18 protein-coding genes are annotated in these 22,989 nt (G+C 38.1%); 12 read left to right on the top strand and 6 right to left on the bottom strand.

Features of this window, described 5'->3' with window-relative positions; genetic code table 11:
• Positions 1–227: 227 nt before the first annotated feature.
• The 3 genes from odhB to B5440_RS14510 form a co-directional block, all read right to left on the bottom strand.
• On the bottom strand, positions 228–1,517 hold the full coding sequence (odhB, locus tag B5440_RS14500; protein WP_070054663.1) for a 2-oxoglutarate dehydrogenase complex dihydrolipoyllysine-residue succinyltransferase: 1,290 nt from the start codon (positions 1,515–1,517) through the stop codon (positions 228–230).
• 63 nt (positions 1,518–1,580) lie between these two features.
• Positions 1,581–4,349, bottom strand: coding sequence for a 2-oxoglutarate dehydrogenase E1 component (locus B5440_RS14505; protein WP_070054664.1), 2,769 nt, complete (start codon positions 4,347–4,349; stop codon positions 1,581–1,583).
• 216 nt (positions 4,350–4,565) lie between these two features.
• Positions 4,566–5,540: a polyprenyl synthetase family protein gene (locus tag B5440_RS14510; protein ID WP_070054678.1), complete on the bottom strand. Its 975-nt coding sequence runs from the start codon at positions 5,538–5,540 to the stop codon at positions 4,566–4,568.
• A gap of 143 nt (positions 5,541–5,683) precedes the next feature.
• On the opposite strand from B5440_RS14510, the gene B5440_RS14515 reads away from it, so the two are divergent.
• From B5440_RS14515 to B5440_RS14535, 5 genes are all read left to right on the top strand, one after another.
• On the top strand, positions 5,684–6,301 hold the full coding sequence (locus B5440_RS14515; RefSeq protein ID WP_070054665.1) for a TetR/AcrR family transcriptional regulator: 618 nt from the start codon (positions 5,684–5,686) through the stop codon (positions 6,299–6,301).
• Positions 6,291–7,646 (top strand): TolC family protein, encoded by a 1,356-nt coding sequence (locus B5440_RS14520; protein ID WP_070054666.1) that lies wholly within the window; start codon positions 6,291–6,293, stop codon positions 7,644–7,646. Before B5440_RS14515 ends, B5440_RS14520 begins: the two co-directional genes overlap by 11 nt.
• 22 nt (positions 7,647–7,668) lie before the next feature.
• Entirely contained in the window at positions 7,669–8,844 is a 1,176-nt protein-coding gene (locus tag B5440_RS14525; RefSeq protein WP_070054679.1) for an efflux RND transporter periplasmic adaptor subunit, read from the top strand.
• A gap of 6 nt (positions 8,845–8,850) precedes the next feature.
• Positions 8,851–12,324, top strand: coding sequence for an efflux RND transporter permease subunit (locus B5440_RS14530; RefSeq protein WP_070054667.1), 3,474 nt, complete (start codon positions 8,851–8,853; stop codon positions 12,322–12,324).
• 194 nt (positions 12,325–12,518) lie between these two features.
• Entirely contained in the window at positions 12,519–12,983 is a 465-nt protein-coding gene (locus tag B5440_RS14535; protein WP_070054668.1) for a cupin domain-containing protein, read from the top strand.
• Between the two features lie 70 nt (positions 12,984–13,053).
• Here the strand turns inward: B5440_RS14535 and B5440_RS14540 are convergent, their stop codons facing one another.
• Complete coding sequence (locus B5440_RS14540; protein WP_070054669.1) at positions 13,054–13,413, bottom strand: toxin-antitoxin system YwqK family antitoxin; 360 nt, start codon at positions 13,411–13,413, stop codon at positions 13,054–13,056.
• 309 nt (positions 13,414–13,722) lie between these two features.
• Between B5440_RS14540 and aspS the strand changes: the two genes are divergently transcribed.
• The 4 genes from aspS to B5440_RS14560 all read left to right on the top strand — a co-directional run bounded on the left by aspS (position 13,723) and on the right by B5440_RS14560 (position 17,951).
• Positions 13,723–15,468, top strand: a complete 1,746-nt coding sequence (aspS, locus tag B5440_RS14545) for an aspartate--tRNA ligase (RefSeq protein ID WP_070054670.1) — start codon at positions 13,723–13,725, stop codon at positions 15,466–15,468.
• A 148-nt stretch (positions 15,469–15,616) separates the two neighbouring features.
• On the top strand, positions 15,617–17,407 hold the full coding sequence (locus B5440_RS14550) for a chloride channel protein (RefSeq protein WP_070054671.1): 1,791 nt from the start codon (positions 15,617–15,619) through the stop codon (positions 17,405–17,407).
• A 4-nt stretch (positions 17,408–17,411) separates the two neighbouring features.
• Positions 17,412–17,651 carry a hypothetical protein gene (locus B5440_RS14555; RefSeq protein ID WP_070054672.1) on the top strand — a complete coding sequence of 80 codons (240 nt, stop codon included), beginning with the start codon at positions 17,412–17,414 and terminating at the stop codon, positions 17,649–17,651.
• Between the two features lie 105 nt (positions 17,652–17,756).
• Positions 17,757–17,951 (top strand): cold-shock protein, encoded by a 195-nt coding sequence (locus B5440_RS14560; RefSeq protein WP_037318850.1) that lies wholly within the window; start codon positions 17,757–17,759, stop codon positions 17,949–17,951.
• A 222-nt stretch (positions 17,952–18,173) separates the two neighbouring features.
• On the opposite strand, the gene B5440_RS14565 is transcribed toward B5440_RS14560, so the two are convergent.
• The gene (locus tag B5440_RS14565; RefSeq protein WP_070054673.1) at positions 18,174–19,133 is read right to left on the bottom strand and encodes an NAD-dependent epimerase/dehydratase family protein; all 960 of its coding nucleotides are present in this window, start codon (positions 19,131–19,133) and stop codon (positions 18,174–18,176) included.
• 166 nt (positions 19,134–19,299) lie between these two features.
• Between B5440_RS14565 and B5440_RS14570 the strand changes: the two genes are divergently transcribed.
• The 3 genes from B5440_RS14570 (at position 19,300) to B5440_RS14580 (ending at position 22,626) form a co-directional block, all read left to right on the top strand.
• Positions 19,300–19,863 carry a hypothetical protein gene (locus B5440_RS14570; protein WP_070054674.1) on the top strand — a complete coding sequence of 188 codons (564 nt, stop codon included), beginning with the start codon at positions 19,300–19,302 and terminating at the stop codon, positions 19,861–19,863.
• A gap of 63 nt (positions 19,864–19,926) precedes the next feature.
• Complete coding sequence (locus B5440_RS14575; protein WP_070054675.1) at positions 19,927–20,409, top strand: nuclear transport factor 2 family protein; 483 nt, start codon at positions 19,927–19,929, stop codon at positions 20,407–20,409.
• 147 nt (positions 20,410–20,556) lie between these two features.
• Entirely contained in the window at positions 20,557–22,626 is a 2,070-nt protein-coding gene (locus B5440_RS14580) for a M13 family metallopeptidase (protein ID WP_070054676.1), read from the top strand.
• 139 nt (positions 22,627–22,765) lie between these two features.
• On the opposite strand, the gene B5440_RS14585 is transcribed toward B5440_RS14580, so the two are convergent.
• Positions 22,766–22,989, bottom strand: a 224-nt coding sequence (locus B5440_RS14585) for a transposase (protein ID WP_143533306.1), incomplete at its 5' end; no start/stop codon positions are given.

Here is a 22,989-nt window from a genome sequence, read left to right on the forward strand (position 1 = left end):
TTATTGGGAATCTTTGTGGTATGCGTTTTATTTTTAAACATTCTGAATTTATTATTATTTTAATCCCTCCAGAGGGTTTAATTCCTTGAGGCTTACCTCGAAATTTCAAAAATTTTTCTCCAATTCATACCTCGTGGGCTTGCCCCGAGGTTCTTGATTTTGCTATTTGTGGTATCAAAAAAAGGCAGCCAATTGGCTGCCTTTTTTGTTTTATGATCATCGATTATCTAAAGCTCAAGCGCTCTTTTCACATCGTTATCCATCAATAATTCTTCTGGGTTTTCTATAGCTTCCTTAATAGCTACAAGGAAACCTACAGATTCTTTTCCATCAATAATTCTGTGGTCATAAGAAAGGGCTACATACATAATAGGACGAATCTCTACGTGACCATCTATAGCCACTGGACGTTCTACAATATTGTGCATCCCTAAAATTGCACTTTGTGGAGGATTAATAATTGGAGTAGAAAGCATAGAGCCAAATACCCCGCCATTTGTAATGGTAAAGGTACCTCCAGTCATTTCATCTACGGTAATTTTTCCGTCACGGGCTTTTAAAGCAAGGCGTTTTACCTCATCTTCAACACCTCTAAAACTAAGATTTTCAGCATTTCTAATTACCGGCACCATCAAACCTTTTGGTCCAGAAACTGCGATACTGATATCCTGATAATCAAATGTTACCTGGTGATCACCATCTATCATAGAGTTAACTCCCGGGTACTGTTCTAGCGCTCGCACTACTGCAAGGGTAAAGAAAGACATAAAGCCTAAACTTACCCCGTGTTTCTCTTTAAATTCCTCTTTGTATTTTTTTCTAAGGTTAAAGATAGGCTGCATATCTACTTCATTAAAAGTAGTAAGCATCGCGGTATCATTTTTAACTGAAACTAAACGAGAAGCCACTTTTCTACGAAGCATAGACATTTTCTTCTTAGACTCGCCACGTTTTCCTTTACCCGGGCTACCCATAGAAGCTTTAGCCTGTACCGCATCTTCTTTAGTGATACGACCATCTTTTCCGCTTCCTTCTACATCTTTTTTATCAATTCCTTTCTCATCAAGAATCTTTTTAGCTGCAGGAGATGGACTTCCTTTTGCGTAAGAATCCTGTTTTTGAGAAGGAGTTGAAGATTTTGAAGGTTCTTCGGTTTTAGAATCCGCTTTATCCTTATCTTCTTTCTCTTTTTTATCTGAAGATTCATCTTTAGAATCTTCTTCAGAGTCTTCTTTTTTATCTTTAGATTCTTTTTTATCATCACCTCCACCCGGCTTTTCAGCTTCGGTATCGATAAGACAAACCACTTCACCTACGGCCACGGCATCACCTTCTTCGGCTTTAAGCGTAATAATTCCGCTAGCTTCAGCTGGAAGTTCCAGGGTAGCTTTGTCGCTATCCACTTCGGCAATTGCCTGATCTTTTTCTACGTAGTCACCATCTTCAACTAACCACTCGGCTATTTCAACTTCGGTTATAGATTCCCCCGGAGAAGGAACTTTCATTTCTAAGGCCATGATCTTTGTTTTTATTTAAAGTTTCCGCCAGGCGAAAACATTGGATTCGTTATTTATAATTTATTAATTCTCTACTGTTTTGTCAAAAACACTTGCAATCACTTTTTCGTGACGTTTCTTAAATCTTACAGAACTTCCGGCAGCCGGAGAACCATAGAATTTTCTGCTACAAACTCTAAAGTTTTTAGCTTCATCAAAATGCAATAACATATGCCCGTAAGCTCCCATATTTCTGGGTTCTTCCTGAGCCCAAACTACATCATCTGCATTCTTATATTTCTTGATCGCTTTTTTCATTTTTTCAACAGGCAGCGGGAATAATTGCTCTACACGTACTAACGCCACATCGTTACGATCATTTTCTTCTTTAAATTCCAATAGATCGTAGTAAAACTTACCGGTACAGAATACCAGCGTCTTTACATCTTTAGCCTTCGCTTCTGGATCGTCTAGCAATGGCTGGAAACTTCCTTCAGCAAAATCTTCTTTAGTTGAAATTACTTTAGAATGTCTTAATAAACTTTTTGGTGTAAAGATTACCAAAGGTTTTCTAAACCCGGCTTTCATCTGCCGGCGTAAGATATGAAACATATTGGCTGGTGTGGTAACATCTGCCACATACATATTATCTTTAGCGCAAAGCTGAAGAAAACGCTCCATTCTTGCCGAAGAGTGCTCTGCCCCCTGACCTTCATACCCGTGAGGTAAGAAAAGCACTAATCCGTTTTGTAATTTCCACTTATCTTCTGCCGCAGAAATATACTGATCTATCATTATTTGCGCACCATTTACGAAGTCCCCAAACTGGGCTTCCCAAATGACTAAGGTTTTAGGACTCGCCATTGCGTAACCATAATCAAACCCCATTACACCATATTCTGAAAGCGGAGAGTTATAAACGAAGAAATCGCCTTCCCTGCCTTCTATATTGTTATGAAGAATTATTTCTTCTTCACTCTCTTCTACTTTTACAATAGCGTGGCGGTGAGAAAAAGTTCCTCTCTCACTATCCTGGCCGCTAATTCTAATATTAAAGCCTTCCTTCATTAAGGAACCATAAGCAAGATGCTCGGCCATAGCCCAATCCAGCTTATTATCTTCAAAGTAAAGTTTATTACGAAGGTCTATAATCTTTTTCACCTTACGCATAAATTTTTTATCCTCGGGCAATTTAGAGATCGCTTCAGCCACCTTATCAAGATCTTTTATCTTGTAGGTGGTATCGAAATCCTTCATCATTTCCTCTTCCCGAACATTCTCAAAACCTTCCCACTCATCGTACATGAACGGGGTGATCTTAGTGGTTTTTTCTTTTCGGGAATCTTCTAAATTCTCCTCCAGATCTGCTTTATATTCTTCTTCAAGTTTAGTAAGGTAATCGTTGTCAATTATATTAGCCGATTTAAGCTTTTCAGCATAGATATCCATTGCATTTTGATGCTTGGAAATAGCCTTATATAACTTTGGCTGGGTAAATTTAGGTTCATCGCCTTCATTATGCCCGTATTTCCTGTAACCTAATAAATCTATAAACACATCACGCTTGAATTTCATTCTAAAATCCAAAGCAAATAAAATCGCGTGAACCACGGCTTCAGCATCATCTGCATTTACGTGTAATACCGGAGAAAGGGTTACCTTCCCTACATCGGTACAATACGTTGAGGAACGACCATCAAGATAATTGGTGGTAAATCCAATTTGGTTATTCACCACAATATGAATGGTTCCGCCGGTTTGATAACCTTCCAGCTGCGCCATTTGTACCAATTCGTAAACCACTCCCTGTCCTGCAATGGCTGCATCACCGTGTACAAGTATAGGAAGCACTTTCATATTATCGCCATCGTAATGCCTGTCTTGCTTGGCTCTTGTAATACCTTCTACAACAGGACCTACCGCTTCAAGATGTGAAGGGTTAGGTGCTATATTTATATTTATTCCTTTCCCGCTATCTGTAAGCCGACAGCAAGTCCAGCCCAGGTGATATTTAACATCTCCGTCAAAAATATCCTGCTCGTAATCCTTTCCGTCAAATTCACTAAAAATATCTTTAGCACTCTTACCAAAGATATTGGTAAGCGTATTTAGACGCCCCCGGTGAGCCATACCCATTACGAAGTCTTTTACTCCATAATCGGCTGCTTTTTCTATAAGGGCATCTAAGGCCGGGATTAAACTTTCTCCACCTTCCAGTGAAAAACGTTTTTGCCCAACATATTTTCTATGTAAAAATGATTCAAAAGAAACAGCCTGATTTAATTTCTTCAGGATCTTCTTTTTCTCATCATCACTAAAGTTAGGATGATTCTCATTCTTATTTAATTTATCCTGAATCCATTGAATTTCTTCCGGCTTACGAATAAACATATATTCGATCCCGATAGATTCACAATAAACTTTTTCAAGATGTGCTATTATATCTTTAAGACTGCTTGGGCCAATACCCAGCATATCACCTGCATTAAACTGTGTATCCAGGTCGCTTTTTTCCAGTCCAAAATTCTCGATATCTAAGGTTGGTCGGTATTTACGACGTTCCCTAACCGGGTTTGTTTTAGTGAACAAGTGCCCGCGAGTTCGGTAACCGTCTATAAGGCGTATTACTTTGAATTCCTTAATTACATGTTCGGGAATTTCTCCCTCCTGAAAGTTTACAGGAGCTTCTTCCATTGTTTCTGCAGAAACACCGTTTTGTTGCATTCCAAAGTCAAAACCTTGAAAAAAAGCCCTCCAACTGGGCTCTACACTATCGGGGTACTGGAGATATTGGTCGTATAATTCGGCGAAATATGCCGTATGTGCAGCATTTAGAAATGAAAATCTATCCATAAGTTGAAACTAATGTTTCTTTTGAGTATAAAACAAAGCAAAAATACAATTTTTAGAAAAAACAGCCTGCAGTAAACTATATATTTATCTTATGAATTATAAGAAGTTTAACATAGTAAAAACTTCAGGAAGTGGCTAAAAATGTGTATTGGTTGCAAATCTAACAGGTGTAAGCCCCTAAATATTAAGAATTTCTCAATCTGAAATCGCTAAAATCTAGACCGTACGATTCATTAGCATTTCACCAAATTGCCTTAAAGGACGCTTTTTCTCTTCAGAAATATCAATTTCATCCAGTACCTTAAAAGCTTTTTCAGTGTATTTTTCTATTTCACGTTGGGTTAAAGCTGCGGCCCCACTATTTTCAAAAAGCGTCTTTACAGCTTCAATTTTTCCGGAAGTTTCAGCAGGATTAATGGTGTATAAATGCTCTAATTGTTGTGCTTCACTTTTTCCCGAAGCCTCCAGGGATTTTAAGTAGAGAAAAGTCTTTTTGTTTTCAATAATATCCCCACCGAGTTGTTTCCCAAAAGTCTCAGGATCACCAAAAGCATCCAGGTAATCGTCCTGCAGCTGAAAGGCAATTCCTAATAAACGTCCAAATTCATAGACTGCTTCTTTACATTGTGTAGAAGTATTAGCCACAATAGCTCCCATTTGCAATGAAGCCCCTACAAGCACCGCGGTCTTGTATTCTATCATTTTAAGGTAATCTTCTATGGCTACGTCGTCACGGGTTTCAAAATCTATATCGTATTGCTGACCTTCGCAAACCTGCATGGCGGTTTTGGTAAATAATCTCGCCAGTTCTTTAAAGGTATCACCATCATAATTTTCAAAAAGCTGGTAGGCATTTATCAGCATGGCGTCACCAGATAATATTCCGGTATTAATATCCCAGCGCTCGTGCACGGTTTCCTTTCCGCGGCGTAAAGGCGCATCATCCATAATATCATCATGAACCAAAGAAAAATTATGAAAAATCTCTATGGCAAGGGCAGCATCTAAAGCTTTCTTGTAATCGGCTTCAAAAATTTCAGTAGACATCAACACTAAAACCGGTCTTAGACGTTTCCCGCCCAGGCTAAGAATATAGCGCATAGGTTCATAAAGATTTTCAGGCTCTTTTACCTGTACTTTAAGATCTAAATATTCCTGAAAAGCTTCTCTATATTGAGAATTAGACTTCATACCAAAAAATTTTCCGGCTAAAATACATAATTGAAGGTATTTCAAATTCTTTAAACAAGTTAAATTATCTTAAACCTTGGAAACTTTTCTTGTTTTATAAGTTTCCCTGACTTAGTTTTGCACCGAATTTTAATGAAGATGAAGTGAAAGAAGCAATTCAAAATACAGCCACCAACCTTTTTTTAAGACTGGGCTTTAAAAGTGTAACCATGGATGATATTGCAGAAGAAATGGGCATATCTAAAAAAACCATCTATGCACATTACAGCACCAAATCTAAGCTTATTGAAGGAAGCGTTTGGCAATTAATGGAAGAGATAAATACAGGAATAGAATCTTTGCGTGCCCAAAAACTAAATCCCATAGTAGAAAATTTTGAGGTTAAAGTATATGTGCAACGCATGCTTAAGAATGAAAAGACATCACCCCAATTTCAGCTTAAGAAATACTACCCAAAGATCTACAACACCATTAGCGACAAGAAATTTGAAATTGCCCAGCGCTCTATAATTGAAAACCTGGAACGCGGCATTAGAAGCGGACATTACCGCTCTAACCTTTCAATTTCTTTTGTAAGCAGGCTTCATTTTGCCGGTATGCTAGGAGTTAAAGACAAACGCCTATTTCCTGAAGAAGAATATAGCAATAATAAACTCATGGATTATTTATTAGAATATCACTTGAGAGCAATTTGCACCCCAAAAGGACTGGAAGTTTTAGAAGATTTATTAATTAAGAATAAAGAACAAAATGAAATTTAGATATCTGTTAATTTTACTGATTTCCATAAGCAGTATAGCCCAGGAAACTCCTCAAGATTACAGTTTTTCTATGGAGGAAGCTATCAAATTTGGGCTGGAGAACAATTACTCCTCGGTAAATGCGCAAAAAGATATTGAGATTGCGCTCAAGCAAAAATGGGAGATTATTGCCCAGGGCTTACCACAGGTAAGCGCAACGGCAGATTATCAAAATTACCTTAAGCAGCCGGTTACCTTACTTCCTGCTGAAATTACGGGCGGCGAACCCGGCACCTTTACTCCCGTAACTTTTGGAACAGAACAAAATGTAAACGCCACAGCCACCTGGAACCAGCTAATTTTTGATGGTTCTTATATAGTAGGTATCCAGTCGGCCAGAACTTTGCTCCAGATTTCTGAGAATGCAAAAACTAAAACCGATCTCGAAATAAAAAAAGCTGTTATTAATGCCTACGGAAATGTTTTGCTGGCGGAAGAAAATGTAGCTATCCTTCAGAAAAACGTAGAAAACGTACAGCAGAATTACGACGAAACCAACGAGATCTATAAAAACGGGCTTGCCGAACAGGAAGATGTAGAACAGCTTGAAATCACTTTACTTAACTTAAAAAACAATTTAAGCCGAAGCAAACGTATGCGCGATATCGCTTACGAAATGTTCAATTTAACGCTCGGCATTCCGGTAGAAATTCCCGTTAGCCTAACCGAAGAACTGGACAACCTGGCAATGGAATATTTTGACCTGGAACTCTTACAAAAGGAAATTGCGGTAGAAGAAAATATAGATTACCGTATTGCTGCAAACACGGCAGAATCTCATGAAATTGAAGTAAAACTGGAGAAATCTAAAGCTCTCCCTTCTTTAACCGGTTTTTTAAATTATGGGGTGCAGGGCTTCAGCCAGGAATTCACTTTTCTTAATGAAGACCAGGAATATTTTGGTCAGTCTATTTTAGGCGTAAGCTTAAATATCCCAATTTTCAGCAGCGGTATGCGAAGCTCCAGGACGCAGCAAAAACAAATTGCCTATGAACAGGCGATGGTAGAACTGGAACAAACTGAAAATGAAATAAAACGCCAAATTAATTCGGCTAAAAGCGATTATGAGTTTAGCCTCGAAAATTATCAGAATCAAAAGAAAAACCTTGAACTCGCAGAAAGGATAGAGAACAAGAATCAAATCAAGTTTTTTGAAGGAATTGCCAGCAGTTTTGAGCTAAGTGAAGCCCAACGGCAACTTTACCAGGCACAACAAGACTTTTTACAATCTATGCTTGACGTAATAACTGCTAAAGTAGAATTAGAAAACCTGTTGGACACTAGAAAATATAACAATGAAGATTAAATACACCCATCAAATAACAACAATGAAAAAGTTAGCTGTTTTATTAAGTATTCCGCTGTTATTGCTTTCGTGTGGAAATAATGAGGAAGGAAAATCTATAGAAGAACTTATAGAGAGCGAAAACCTCCCGGAAATTAGAGCCAGAAAGACAGAATTAAGCAAAGAGCAAAGCGACCTTACTCAAAAGCTGGATAAACTGGATCAGGCTATAGATCGATTAGACAAAACCAGACGTTTAGATTTGGTAATGATCCAGGAGATCAATGACACCTTATTTAAGCATTATGCCGAAGTGCAGGGTGATGTAGCAACAGATGAAAACATTGTAGTTTACGCCGAATTTTCTGGAATCCTCCAAGACTTGCGCGTAAAAGAAGGAGAGCGAGTAAACAAAGGAGAGGTGCTTGCTAAAATTGATGATGGTGGACTTTCAAGCGAATTAGCTCAATTAGAAACTCAGGCTACCCTGGCAAAAACCACTTTTGAGCGTCAAAAGCGTTTATGGGAACAAAATATTGGATCTGAGATGCAATACTTAGAAGCCAAAACCAATTACGAGTCTATGCAGAATTCTGTAAACAGGTTAAAATCTCAATTGGACAAAACTATTGTAAGAGCACCTTTTAGCGGAATTATAGATGAAATACTTACCGAAGAAGGAGAAGTAGTAAACCCAGGGCAAAGTCAGTTAGTTCGCTTAGTGAGTTTAAAAAATATGTATGTAGAAGCTGACGTGCCAGAAGGTTATTTGAACAAAATAAATAAGGGTACCGAAGTACTTGTAGAAATTAGCTCTTTAGGCCGTGAATTTGAAGGAGAGGTGAAAAGAGTAAGCAACACTATTAATCCTAACAACCGTTCTTTCAGCATTCAGGTTGCGGTACCTAATGAAAACGGAATGCTTAAACCTAACCAAATTGCTACCCTTAAACTCAATGATTATACCGCAGAAAACGCTGTAATTATTCCTGAGAATGCTTTGCTTAAAAACGCACAGGGTGAAAGTGTTGTGTTTATTCTTCAGGAAAAAGAAGAAGGAGAAGACAATATAGGAATTGCGAAAAGGCAAATAGTAAAAACGGGGTATACCTATAATAATAAAATAGAAATAACCAGCGGGCTGGAAACCGGAGAAACACTGATCGTAGAAGGTGCTAAAAACCTTAGAGATGGTCAGGAAGTTAAAATAAGAAACTAAGCTACAATGAATTTAGATAAAGAATTTAAGCTTTCGTCCTGGGCTATCAATAATAAAATGACGGTATATGTAATTATCGCCATTATTATGATTGGTGGGCTCATGTCTTACTACAATATGCCAAGGGAAACTTTTCCTGAGGTTGTAGAGACAAAGATCTACGTTAGCTCTATTAACCCGGGAAACTCGGCCGAAGATGTCGAGAAGTTCATCACCGAACCCCTGGAAGAAGAGTTTAACGATGTTGCCGGTGTAAAAGAAATTTCTTCTTCTACGTTTCAGGATTATTCCCTGGTAATTGTAGAATTTGAAGAAGATGTTGAAATTGAAAGTGCCAAAACAAAAGTAAAGGACAAGGTAGATATGGTGAAAGCCGAAACCACCTGGCCTACTTTAGATAATGGCGCTAAGGTTGAACCCAATGTATTCGACCTTAATATTTCAGAAGAACAACCTATTCTAAACATCAACTTAACGGGAGATTATACCGTTCAGCAATTAAAGGAATATGCCGAATATCTTCAGGAGCGCATCGAGCTGCTTCCGCAGATAAAAGAAGCGAGTATTCGTGGTGCTGAAGAAATGGAAGTTGAGATCGCGGTAGATATCTATAAGATGACGGCTTCTAAAGTTAGCTTCTCAGATATTGTAAACGCGGTTAGTGCAGAAAACCGAACAATATCAGGGGGAAATGTGATTACTAGCGGAGTTCAGAAAAACATAAGAATTGTTGGAGAAATTGAAGATCCTAAAGAACTTCAAAACGTTGTGGTGAAAACCGATGGCGGTAATATTTTCCTTAAAGATATTGCGGATATTAATTTCAGGGAAAAAGATGCTACCACTTTTGCCCGTGAATATGGCAAGCCTGTAGTGATGCTGGACGTCAAAAAACGTGCCGGTAAGAATATGATCGAGGCTGTAGACCAGATCAAAGAAATTGTAAAAAAAGAACAGGAAGAATATCTTCCTGAAAGCCTTGGAGTAAGCATTACTAACGATCTTTCTACCAACACCAAAAGCCAGGTAGATGATCTGGTGAATAACATAATTTTTGGGGTGATCCTGGTGGTATTAGTCTTAATGTTCTTCCTTGGCTTTAGGAACGCATTATTCGTAGGGATCGCAATCCCTCTTTCTATGTTTCTTTCATACATCATCCTATCCAGTATGGGATACACCCTAAACACTATGGTGCTTTTTGCCCTGGTAATGGGTCTTGGGATGCTTGTAGATAATGGAATTGTTGTAGTAGAAAACGTCTATACATTAATGGACGAAGGGATGCCTAGAAAACAGGCTGCCAAGCAAGGTTTAGGCGAAATTGCCTGGCCAATTATAGCTTCCACAGCAACTACTTTAGCTGCATTTTTCCCGCTGGGACTCTGGCCGGGAATTATAGGAAGTTTCATGGTAATTTTCCCAATTACACTTTCTATAGTATTAGGTTCTTCACTTTTTGTAGCCTTGATCATCAACTCAATGCTTACTTCTCAGTTTATGAAAACAGAGGAAGGCGAATTCACCAGGAAAAAACTTATTAGAATAAGTTCTATTCTGGCAGGTTTTGGAGCTTTATTGCTCATAGTAGGGTTTGTAATTGATGCCGGGATACTAAGAGCCTTTGGAAATATATTACTTCTGGCGGCTATCCTGCTTTGGGCTTACAAATATTTTATTTCAAAAGGTGTAGATTACTTTCAATATACTGCGCTTAAATGGATGGAGAATATTTACGAAAAAACACTTAAGTTCTCACTGCGCGGAAAGAAAGCCTATTTAGTTTTCTTCGGAACTCTACTCTTGCTATTCCTCTCTTTTGTATTGATTGGGCTGGTACAACCAAAAGTTTTGTTTTTCCCTGAAAATGAACCCAACCAGGTAATTACTTATATTGAATACCCACAGGGAACCGATATTCATAAAACCAACGCGCTTACTAAAAAAGTAGAGCAACGCATCTTTGAAGCTATAGAGCAATATGAAGATGAAAACGGTTATAATTTTATGGTAGAGTCGGCAATTTCCCAGGTTGGTGAAGGTGCTGGAAATCCTCAAACCGATGGCGGCCAGCAAAATGAAATGCCACATAAAGCCAAGGTTACACTTTCTATGCGCGAATTCACCGAAAGACGTGGCGTGAGCAGTAGCGAAGTTTTATCTGAAGTCCGGGAAGCCGTACAGGGATTTCCAGGCGCTTCTATTGTAGTTGAAAAAGATGCGGCCGGCCCACCAACAGGTTATCCTATAAATATGGAACTGAAAGGTGAGGACTACGAGCAGATGCTACAAGAAGCCGAAGACCTGCGATCTTATGTAAATGATCTTAGTATCGCGGGAATTGAAGAGCTTAAAATAGATGTAAACAAATCTAAACCGGAATTAAGCGTAGAAGTAGACCGAAGAAAAGCAGGACAACTGGGAGTTTCTACCTCGCAGGTAGGTCAAACTTTGCGTAGAGCGATCTACGGGGAAGAGGTTTCTACCTATAAAGATGGCGACGATGATTATGAAATAAACGTGAGGTTTGCTGATGAATATCGCTATAATGAAAACGTATTATTTAATCAGCCTATTACGTTTAAAGACCAGAACACTGGTGAAATAATTCAGGTGCCAATTTCATCTTTGGTTACTACAGAATCTTCCTCTTCTTTTAGTTCTATTAAAAGGAAAGATCTAAAAAGGGTAATCACTCTCTACTCCAACGTGCTTCAGGGTTACAATGGTAATGAGATTGTAGGCCAGTTAAAAACAGCACTTAGAAGTTACGATCTTCCAAAAGATATTACTTTAGAGTTTACCGGAGAACAGGAAGAACAGGAAGAAAATATGGCTTTCCTATTAAAAGCTTTATTAATCGCTATGGGCGGTATCCTGCTTATTCTTGTTGCTCAATTTAATTCCCTGTCAAAACCAATTATTATTGTTATGGCAGTAGTATTGAGCCTTGTGGGAGTATTCCTCGGTTTGATCATTTTTCAGATGGATTTCATTATTATTATGACGATGATGGGAATTATCTCTCTGGCTGGAATCGTGGTAAACAACGCCATTGTTCTTATTGATTACACCCAAATCCTTATAGACCGTAAAAAGCGAGAGCTTAATATAGATGAAGATGAATTGCTTACTCGAGCCCAGTATTTTGATTGTATTGTTAGAGGTGGAAAATCGAGGTTAAGACCAGTATTGCTTACAGCGATTACTACTGTTCTTGGTTTAATTCCACTAGCAGTAGGATTAAATATAGATTTCTTTAGCCTATTTATAGACTACGATCCAAAAGTATTTATTGGTGGAGACAACGTGATCTTCTGGGGGCCATTGGCCTGGACGGTGATCTTCGGGTTGGTGTTTGCTACCTTCCTTACGTTAGTTGTAGTTCCGGTGATGTTTTACCTGGTAAATCGAGCCAAGGTTAAAACCGCCGATAAACGCAAAGAACGAAAACAAAGAAAGCTGGAAGCAAGAGCTTAAAAATTGATAACCCCGAAGCAGTAACTTCGGGGTTTTTTATTGATCTTATTTAACCCCAGCAGCTCTGAAATTTAATAACCTCTGCTAAAAATTTAATATTTACAGGAATTCACCCATTCCATTTTCCAGTTAATTGAAGTAGCTTAAAATTGAACATTTAATTTAAAGTATTTCACTAATTAAAATCGGAAATTATGAAGATCAAAAAACAGTTAATTGAAATAAAGAGTTTTTACTTCTTACTGATGTTCTTTATTTCTTGCGGAATCTTTGCACAGGAAACAACTGAAAATTCAGTTTCATTTACAGAAAATGATTCGAATTTGGAGTGGGGTCCCTGCCCCGATTTTATGCCTGAAGGATGTAATATTGCTGTGTTACACGGAAACCCGGCTGAAAAAAATACAGATATCTTCTTTAAAGTTCCTGCTAATGCATCCATACCGAATCACACCCATACTTCTCCCGAGAGGATGATTCTTGTCTCTGGGGAAATGGAAGTTACTTACGAAGGAGAGCAACCGCAGACTTTAAAAGAAGGCACGTATGCCTATGGCCCAGCCAATAAACCTCACTCTGCTAAATGTGGCGATTCACCCTGCGTTCTATTTATCGCTTTTGAAGATCCAGTAGACGCAATGCCGGTAGAGAAAGATTAAAGTCGATGACTTTGAAACAAAAAAGGCCGTCTTTTCAGACAGCCTTTAATTTTATATAGAAAATCAGCTTTTAATTATCAGCTAAAGTACCATCACTTTTCCAGGTATTTACCCCGGCGATCTGGTTATTATCGTAATCTACTTCAGTTAATTTATCTGAAGACCAAAAGAACCATTTTCCGGTTTTTTCCCCTTCTGTATAGTTAGCCATACTTTGCTTTTTTCCTTCAGCATCATAAGCTATCCATTCGCCATGAAGCTTTCCATCCTTGTAAGTTCCCATTTGTTTTACAGAACCATCTTCATAATAGAAAGTTCCTTTTATAAGATCTCCCTCTTTTTCAAATTTTGGTTCCGGACTTTCTTGCGCCATAGCAGCTGCTCCAACAGTGAAAATGGCAGCCATCAATATGTTTTTTATCTTTTTCATAGTCTTTTTCTTTAAACTTTACTTTACAAATATAGCTAAATGTTTACTTTAAAGCAACAATCACGTAACATTAAATTAACATTGAAATACTAAAAAACTGATAAACAGAAAATTAAACCCCTATTTTCGGCTTAACAAAGGCAATATTTTTCAGAAAATCTTATCCATATCTAAAAAGTTCATATAGAGAATTTAACTCTAAAACTATGAGTGGATAAATCTCACTTAGCATGTATTTTCTAAGGTTATCTTATCGCGAAACCCAATTGAACTTCTTACTTTTGCGCTACTTAAAATTTCAGGAATATTATGTATAGAAGTCATACCTGCGGGGAATTAAATGCAGCTTCAATTGGCCAGGAAGTAAAACTTTCAGGCTGGGTTCAAAAAATAAGAGATAAAGGATTTATGGTTTGGGTAGATTTACGTGATCGTTACGGTATCACCCAGCTTATTTTTGATGAAGAGCGTTCTTCAACAGAACTTATGGAGAAAGCTCAAAAACTTGGTCGCGAATTTGTTATTAAGGTTAGCGGAAAAGTAATTGAGCGGGAATCTAAAAATACAAATATTCCAACCGGTGAAATTGAGGTTTTGGTGACCGAAGTTACTATTCTAAACACCTCGCTTATCCCTCCTTTCACTATTGAAGATGAAACCGATGGTGGCGAAGATCTTAGAATGAAATACCGCTACCTTGATATTAGACGAAATCCGGTAAAAAATAAGCTGAAATTTCGCCATAAAGTTGGGATGGAAGTTAGAAACTATCTTTCTAATCAGGATTTTATTGAAGTGGAAACTCCGTATTTAATAAAATCTACTCCTGAAGGTGCCCGCGATTTTGTGGTACCAAGCAGAATGAACGAAGGTCAGTTTTACGCCCTACCACAATCGCCACAAACCTTTAAGCAATTGCTTATGGTTGGCGGAATGGATAAATATTTCCAGATCGTAAAATGTTTTAGGGATGAAGACCTTAGAGCAGACAGGCAGCCGGAATTCACGCAAATTGACTGCGAAATGGCTTTTGTTGAGCAAGAAGATATCCTGAATATTTTTGAAGGTTTAACACGGCATTTATTGAAAGAGATCAACGGTGTGGACGTTTCTGAATTCCCAAGAATGAGCTACGCTGAAGCGATGAAAAAATACGGAAACGACAAACCCGATATTAGATTTGGGATGGAGTTTGCCGAATTAAACGATTTGGCCAAAAATAAAGGTTTCAATGTTTTCGATCAGCAGGAATTAGTTGTGGGAATTGCGGTTCCGGGAGCAGCTTCTTTCACCAGAAAAGAAATAGACAAACTAATATCCTGGGTTAAAAGACCACAGGTTGGCGCCAACGGACTCGTATGGGCAAAATATAACGAAGATGGAACTTTAAAGTCTTCAGTAGATAAATTTTATTCAAAAGAAGATCTAAAAACCTGGGCTGAAGCTACCAATGCGAAACCCGGAGATCTTATTTTAGTAATGGCCGGTGATGCTGATAAAACCAGAACACAACTAAGCGCATTAAGAATGCATTTGGGTAATGAGCTTGGTCTTAGAAAAGCTGATGAATTCGCACCGCTTTGGGTGGTAGATTTCCCATTATTAGAATGGGATGAAGAGACCCAACGTTTTCATGCGATGCACCATCCGTTTACTTCGCCTAAAAAGGAAGATTTTGCTTTACTGGAGTCTAAACCGGGTGAAGTTCGCGCCAATGCCTACGATCTGGTTTTAAATGGTAACGAAATTGGTGGTGGTTCCATAAGAATTCACGATAAAGAAACCCAGGCTAAAATGTTCGATTATCTTGGTTTCACTCCAGAAGAAGCTAAAGCACAATTCGGCTTTTTAATGGATGCCTTTCAATATGGAGCACCACCACACGGTGGGATCGCTTTCGGTTTTGATAGGTTGGTAGCCATTTTGGGCGGACAGGAAAGCATTAGAGATTTTATAGCATTTCCTAAAAATAACAACGGTCGGGATGTAATGATAGACGCACCTGCAAAACTTGACGAAGCTCAACTTAAAGAGCTTCATCTTCAGGTAAAATAGCTTAAAGCGAGCCTAGAGGCATTCAGGTAAAATATTTTTTTCCAGGCAAGCCTCGGAGCATTTAATCTCGATTCTCGAGTAAAATTATAATTGATTAAAAAATCCCGGAATCAAATCGGGATTTTTTATCTTCACTTAAAATTTTTGAGTGAGTAGTAAAGTTACAGCACTTCTAACCCGATTTTCTGATTGGAGCACAAGAAACCTTAGTCACCAGCAATTTCTAATGGTTCTAAGTTCTATCATTGGTTTCCTGGCAGGTCTTGTAGCCGTAGGCATCAAAAATTTTACACATTATATTCAACGTTTACTGGAAGACGAATTTATTGTTAATTATCACAATGCTTTCTATTTTATTTTTCCAGTTATAGGTATTGCTCTTACCGTTTTCCTCATAAAATATATTATTAAGAAAGATATTGGAAACGGTATTCCCACCGTATTATATGCTATTTCCAAAAGACAGGGAATTATGCGTAAGTTTCAATCTTACGCCTCTCTAATTACTGCACCATTAACCGTTGGGTTTGGAGGATCTGTAGGTTTAGAGGCGCCAACAGTGGCCACGGGGGCATCTATAAGTTCTAATTTATCGCGATTGTTCAAAATGAACCAGGCCACACGCACGCTCTTAATAGGTTGTGCTGCTGCAGGTGCGATGTCTTCATTATTTAAAGCTCCAATTGCTGCCATCATTTTCGCTATTGAAATATTTAGTCTGGATCTTACGCTGGTTTCTATGATTCCGTTGTTAATTGCCTCGGTTTCTGCAATCCTTACCTCCTACTTCTTTTTTGGTAATGATATTATTTTACACTATCAATTAAGCGATCAGTTTGATATTTCTGAAGTTCCATTTTATGCGTTGTTAGGTGTATTGGCTGCACTTTGCTCAATTTACTTCGGAAAAGTTTACTTTAAATTCGCTGAATTATTTCGGAAAATAAAATCTGGGTTTTTCAGGCTAATTGCAGGCGGACTTGGGCTGGGAATTCTAATATTTTTCATTCCTCCACTCTATGGTGAAGGTTATGATGTGATTAATAATTTGCTACAGGAAAATTATTTGTTTGCACTGCAAACAAATCTTTTTGACGCCTATCTGGATAATATATGGGTGGTGATTCTTCTCCTGGCAGGGCTGGTAGTTTTTAAAGTAATCGCGACTTCATTAACCCTGGGTGCAGGTGGAGTTGGAGGTATTTTTGCTCCGGTTTTATATATGGGAAGCGCGATGGGACACTGTTTTGCATTGATTATCAATAACCTAGGACTACTAAATAATCCTATTTCGGTGAGTAATTTCACTTTGGTGGGTATGGCTGGGGTTATGGCAGGAATAATGCACGCACCACTTACGGCAATCTTCCTTATCGCTGAACTTACCGGCGGCTACGAGCTTTTTGTTCCCTTAATGATTACCGCTGCAATATCTTTTGTGGTTACCAGCAGGTTTCAGCCACATTCTGTTTATACCATGGAACTTGCTCAACGCGGAGAGTTGCTTACTCATAATAAGGATCAGGCGGTTTTAACGCTGCTGAATATTCAGCAGATAATTGAAAAAAACTTTGTAACCCTGAATATTGATATGAAACTTGGCGACGTGATTCACGAGGGGGTGATAAAATCTTCACGAAATCTTTTTCCTGTTATCGACGAAAACCGTAAATTCCTTGGGATCATCTTATTAGATGATATACGACCTATAATGTTTGATCAGAAAATGTATAACGAAGTAAAAGTAAGCGATATAATGCAGCGGGCTCCTGAAATAATAGATCTAAGAAAAGACCGGCCAAGAGAAATAATGACCAAGTTTCAGGAAACCAATGCCTGGAATTTACCAGTGGTAGAAGATGGAAAATATGTGGGGTTTATTTCAAAATCTAAACTTCTCACCGCCTACCGTCAAAAATTAATAGAAGTAACCGTTTAATACTATGAATACCGTTTTAAAAATCTTAGGAATATTAATACTAATTGCCATTGGAGTAGGGTTTTATTACCGCACTTTTGAGGATGTTTTGCTGGGAGACCAGATAATTGGGCTTGCTGTTTTGGCCAGTGCATTTATTTTAATGCCTATTTTCCTCTACACGAGATGGAAAGGAAAACGGCTCAAAGACTACACTCTCACTAAAGAGAACATGGATAAGATGCGAGACAAAGGCATAGATTAAATTCCTGTTTTAGAATACTTTCAAAAGAAAATTAATATTCTTGCATTGTCTTCAATAATATTGTACTAACTTTGTCCTTTATTAATTATTTATTTTATTATTACAATGGAAGGTACAGTTAAATTTTTCAATGAATCAAAAGGATACGGATTCATTACCAACGACGAAACAGGAAGAGACATCTTCGTACACATTACTGGTTTAGATGGCGAGAGCTTGAACGAAGGTGATAAAGTTGAGTACGTTGAAGTAGAAGGAAGAAAAGGAGTTAACGCTGCTGAAGTACGCGTTATAGAATAATATATATTATCCTATTTCAAGAACTTTAAAGCCGCTATTTATAGCGGCTTTTTTTATGCCTTATATTTGCTGGTTTAACCCTTGTTTTCGAGCATTCCCATAAACTTTTCTAGAGGTATTGATAAAGTGCGGCACACTTCTTTGGCCTAGAATTCCAGCCATTTCGCCTAATGCCTATTTTTTAAAAAAACTTTTAGAAGGCAAGTCTAGACTATCGAGTACTTATTTCGTGGTTTTCAATTGCTCAGAAACTCCGGCAAGCATTTCTTTAACCAGGCTTTGCATGTCAAAATCGTGTTTCCATTGCCAGTCTACCCGAGCTTGCGAATCATCTATGCTGGAAGGCCAGGAATCGGCTATTTTTTGTCTAAAATCTGGTTCGTAGGAGATCTTGAATTCTGGAATTTCCTTCTGAATAGCCTCGGCAAGAACCTTTGGGGTAAAACTCAAAGCCGAAAGATTATAAGAAGATCGCACCTTTATTTTTTCTGAAGGAGCCTCCATAATATCTACGGTAGCTTTAATCGCATCGTCCATATACATCATAGGCAAACCGGTGTCCTCGGCTAAAAATGAAGTATAGGCTTTATTCTTAAGCGCTTCGTGAAAGATTTCTATCGCGTAATCTGTAGTACCGCCACCGGGAAGGGTTTTATAGCTTATTATGCCGGGATAACGCAAACTTCTTACATCTACCCCATATTTATCGTGAAAATATTCACACCATCTTTCCCCGGTTTGCTTACTAATCCCGTAAACCGTAGAAGGTTCCATAATAGTAGTTTGTGGGGTATCGTTTTTAGGAGTGGTAGGACCAAAAACTGCAATACTGGAAGGCCAGAATACTTTTTCAATCTTTTTATCCTTTGCAAAATTTAGAATATGAAAAAGGGAATCCATATTAAGGTTCCAGGCTTTCATTGGGGCTTTTTCCGCCGTAGCGCTTAACATCGCGGCCATCAGGTAAACTTCGCTAATATTATATTGGTCTATTAAAGCTTCAATTCGAGTAGCATCAGTTGCATCAGCTGCTTCAAACGGGCCAGAACTCATAAGTTCTTCGCTTCCTTCTCTTATATCACTTGCTACCACCTGATCATTTCCGTAGAGATCGCGCAATTTCAGCGTTAACTCGGTTCCAATTTGTCCGCAAGCTCCAATAATTAAAATTTTCCCGGCCATAATATTGATTTTTCCGCAAATATATTTATTTACGTAGAAGTATTCGCAACGAAACTCCCGAAACCTTTCTCTTTATTAGAAATCTTTTATCTCTTTAGTATCTCTTTAGCTTTCAAGACAGGAATTTTATGAAAACTGAAGTATTTTAGATTAACTTTGTGTTTATATGAAAAAACTGGTTTTTATATCATTTATTTTCCTTTGGTCTTGTGGTGAAAAATCATCAAATAAAGACATTTACAGTACTCAACTAGATTCAATAGCCCTACAACAGCCTATAAAAACCACGAATCAGGAAGTGGTTTTACTTCCCGAAGCTAGAAAGCAAGCCATACAATGGCTGTCTTATATTGCTGCGCAAAATGAAGTTGACCAGTTAAAAAATTACAACCTACGGCAAACCATAGAAAGTTCCAGGCCTATTTCCCAGGTAATGGAATCGCTTGCCTCAAGTATTCCGGATTCTTTGAGTTCTAATGCGGTAAGGGCACGCGCCAATGTTTTGGCTACAAAAGCAAAGGTTTTAGATCAGCTTTCTCACCGCAGGCAACTAGATGCCGATGCAATTACCGAGGTTGCCGGTGAAATTCCGATGGAATTCAACAATTTTAAGATTCAACTCAACGAACTCTTCCTGAAAACCCTGGAAGATTTTGAAGAGGAACTGGATGAGTTTAAAGCAGAAAGAGACACTATTTCTACAGCTACAGATTCTATTTCTGCACTGTAAGTCTTCACTAACAAACCGCAAGTTTATGAAAATTTACTATCTTGAATTATATAAATATTCAGGATGAAAAAAATAGCAATCTTCATTTTTTTACTTTTCAGTTTAACAATTTCCGCACAGGAAAAAACCAATATAGATCAAGTGCTAACACAATGGCACAAAGCAGCATCGGAAGCCAATTTTGAAGAATACTTCGATTTAATGACCGAAGAAGGAGTGTTTATAGGCACCGATGCTACCGAAAATTGGCAAAACAAAGATTTTAGAGAATTTTCCAAACCCTATTTTGACCGCGGAAAAGCCTGGAATTTTAAGACTTTAGAGCGAAATATTTATACCGAAGAAAATAGCAATATTGCGTGGTTTGATGAATTGCTGGCAACCCAAATGGGAATTTGCCGTGGCTCTGGAGTACTTCAAAAAACTGAAGATGGCTGGAAAATTGCTCATTATGTACTCTCCATAACTATCCCGAACGAAAATGTAGAAGAAGCTACTGCGCTTAAAAAAACCTTTGACCAAAAGCTTATAGATTCCCTTGAATAATAGCTAACCTAATATTTTCCTATAGAATCAGCCAAACCGGTTTATCTCAAAGAAAAAATTCAATAAGATTAGCCTTAAATAATTTTCAGCTAAATAATCATCTTTTTAGTACTTTAGCGGGAAATTTCATAATAATTTAAACCACACATGAAAAAAATAACCAAAGTAATGTTCCTATCGGTTTTGGGAGCTGCTACACTAAGCAGTTGTCAGGATAACGAAAAAGAACAAACTGAAAAAGAAGAAGTTCACGGTATTAACCTGGCTTATATGGATACTACCGTTGCGCCCCAGGACGACTTTTTTAAATATGTAAATGGAAAATGGGTAGATTCTACCGAAATCCCTTCAGATCAAACTACCTGGGGAAGTTTTATGGAGCTTCGTGAACGAACCGATGAAGATGCCATGGCTTTGTTGGAAAGTGCCTCTAAAAACGACAGTCTAGATCCTTCCAGCGATCAGGCTAAAGCGGTTTATCTTTATAATACGATTATGGATACCGTTGCCAGAAATGAAAAAGGTGTAGAACCGGTAAAACCATATTTGGCAAAAGTAGAAGCTATAAGCAACAAGGAAGATTTACAGGATTTCCTAACTGAAATGCAACAATACGGCGGCGCCGGATTTTTCTCTTTCGGAGTACGTTCAGATGCTAAAAATAGTAATATGAACGCAGCTTACCTTTATCCTTCAGGATTAGGTTTACCAGATCGTGATTACTACGTTGCCGATGATGCCGATTCTAAAGAAAAAAGAGAGAAATATAAGCAGCATATTACCAGAATGCTTCAATATATAGACTATTCTGAAGAAGAAGCAACTGATGCAGCAGAACGAATTTTAGCTTTTGAAACCAGCCTTGCAGAACCAAGATTGGACAAAGTAGAACGCCGTGATGCCCGTAAAACTTACAATCCAAAAACAGTAGCCGAGCTTCAAAATATGGTTCCAGCTTTTGAGTGGAATACTTACTTTGAAGAAATTGGAGCAAAAAATTTAGATACCATAATCGTTTCTCAGCCTGGATATATGAAATCCCTTCAGGATGTAATTGCTAAAAATTCTGTTGAAGACTGGAAAGACTATTTAAAGTGGAGCATCTTTAATGATGCAGCAGGAGCACTTTCTACAGAAATTGAAACTGCAAACTGGGAATTCTATAGCAAAACCCTAAGAGGAGCACAAGAGCAACGACCTCGTGACGAGCGCGCTTTACAAATGGTAAACGGAACACTTGGAGAGGCTTTAGGTAAACTTTATGTAGGCGAACATTTCCCTGCTGAAGCTAAAGAAAAAGCCCAGGAAATGATTTCTAACCTAATTAAAGCTTACGAAAACAGGATAGATAACCTAAGCTGGATGGGCGAAGAGACCAAGAAAAAAGCTAAAGAAAAGCTGGGAACCACAACTATTAAAGTAGGTTATCCAGATGAATGGAAAGATTATAGCGACCTTGAAATTGTAAATGTTGAAAACGGTGGTTCTTTTTTCCAAAATATGATGAACTCCAGTAAATGGAGAGTTGCCGATAATATGGCAGATCTTGGTCAACCGGTAGATAAGAGCGAATGGTTTATGCCACCACAAACCGTAAATGCTTATTACAACCCAAGCTATAATGAAATTGTATTCCCTGCAGCTATTCTTCAGCCACCATTTTACGATTATAAAGCTGATGCCGCTGTAAATTACGGTGGAATTGGAGCTGTAATTGGGCACGAAATCTCTCACGGATTTGATGATAGTGGTTCTCGTTTTGATGCTGAAGGAAACCTGAATAACTGGTGGACAGACGAAGACCTTAAACAATTTGAAACACTTGGAAAAGACCTTGCAGATCAATATAGTAACATTGAAGTATTGGATAGCGTTTATATAAACGGACAATTTACTTTAGGTGAAAATATTGGAGATCTTGGTGGAGTTAATGCTGCTTACGATGGTTTACAAATTCACCTGGAAGAACACGGAGATCCCGGAAAGATTGATGGGTACACTCCAGAGCAACGTTTCTTCCTTTCATGGGCAACCGTTTGGAGAACCAAAATGCGTGATGAAGCCCTGAAAAACAAGATCAAGACAGATCCTCACTCTCCAGGAATGTACCGTGCTTATGTTCCATTGCAAAATATAGATGCCTTTTATACTGCTTTTGATATTGAAAAAGGAGATAAAATGTATATAGCACCAGAAGATCGAGTTAAGATCTGGTAAACTATAATTCAAAATTAAGGGAAGGAGGCCGTCTAAAAAGTATTTAGATGGCCTTTTTTATTGATAAAAGTTTTTGTGAGAGAAGCGCTTCTTCTTTTGTAGATATTCTTAATGATAAAAAAGGAAGGAAGCCCCCTTCCTATGCTATACTGAATTTTCTTAAGTTGTGCGCCATAGCGATTAACCCTATTTCAGTAGTTACTTTCTCCATTCCCCGAAGCATAAATCGCTTGAAGCCCATGTTTTGCTTGATATTCCCAAAAACGGCTTCCACATCCCAGCACCGACGTTTACGATGTGCTATTCCCGCTTCACTTAATAGTAGGTTCCTAGCTTTTTCTTTGAGACGGATCAGGTTATGAT

The organism is Salegentibacter salarius, assembly GCF_900168265.1.
Taxonomy (GTDB): Bacteria; Bacteroidota; Bacteroidia; order Flavobacteriales; family Flavobacteriaceae; genus Salegentibacter; species Salegentibacter salarius.

Bases quoted from the DNA above. Each gene is read 5' to 3' on its own strand.
- B5440_RS14575 (WP_070054675.1), top strand. From the start codon at position 19,927: ATGAAAAAAATAGCAATCTTCATTTTTTTACTTTTCAGTTTAACAATT.
- B5440_RS14570 (WP_070054674.1), top strand. From the start codon at position 19,300: ATGAAAAAACTGGTTTTTATATCATTTATTTTCCTTTGGTCTTGTGGT.
- aspS (WP_070054670.1), top strand. From the start codon at position 13,723: ATGTATAGAAGTCATACCTGCGGGGAATTAAATGCAGCTTCAATTGGC.
- B5440_RS14555 (WP_070054672.1), top strand. From the start codon at position 17,412: ATGAATACCGTTTTAAAAATCTTAGGAATATTAATACTAATTGCCATT.
- odhB (WP_070054663.1), bottom strand. From the start codon at position 1,517: ATGGCCTTAGAAATGAAAGTTCCTTCTCCGGGGGAATCTATAACCGAA.
- B5440_RS14530 (WP_070054667.1), top strand. From the start codon at position 8,851: ATGAATTTAGATAAAGAATTTAAGCTTTCGTCCTGGGCTATCAATAAT.
- B5440_RS14520 (WP_070054666.1), top strand. From the start codon at position 6,291: ATGAAATTTAGATATCTGTTAATTTTACTGATTTCCATAAGCAGTATA.
- B5440_RS14525 (WP_070054679.1), top strand. From the start codon at position 7,669: ATGAAAAAGTTAGCTGTTTTATTAAGTATTCCGCTGTTATTGCTTTCG.
- B5440_RS14580 (WP_070054676.1), top strand. From the start codon at position 20,557: ATGAAAAAAATAACCAAAGTAATGTTCCTATCGGTTTTGGGAGCTGCT.
- B5440_RS14560 (WP_037318850.1), top strand. From the start codon at position 17,757: ATGGAAGGTACAGTTAAATTTTTCAATGAATCAAAAGGATACGGATTC.
- B5440_RS14565 (WP_070054673.1), bottom strand. From the start codon at position 19,133: ATGGCCGGGAAAATTTTAATTATTGGAGCTTGCGGACAAATTGGAACC.
- B5440_RS14505 (WP_070054664.1), bottom strand. From the start codon at position 4,349: ATGGATAGATTTTCATTTCTAAATGCTGCACATACGGCATATTTCGCC.
- B5440_RS14510 (WP_070054678.1), bottom strand. From the start codon at position 5,540: ATGAAGTCTAATTCTCAATATAGAGAAGCTTTTCAGGAATATTTAGAT.
- B5440_RS14535 (WP_070054668.1), top strand. From the start codon at position 12,519: ATGAAGATCAAAAAACAGTTAATTGAAATAAAGAGTTTTTACTTCTTA.
- B5440_RS14540 (WP_070054669.1), bottom strand. From the start codon at position 13,413: ATGAAAAAGATAAAAAACATATTGATGGCTGCCATTTTCACTGTTGGA.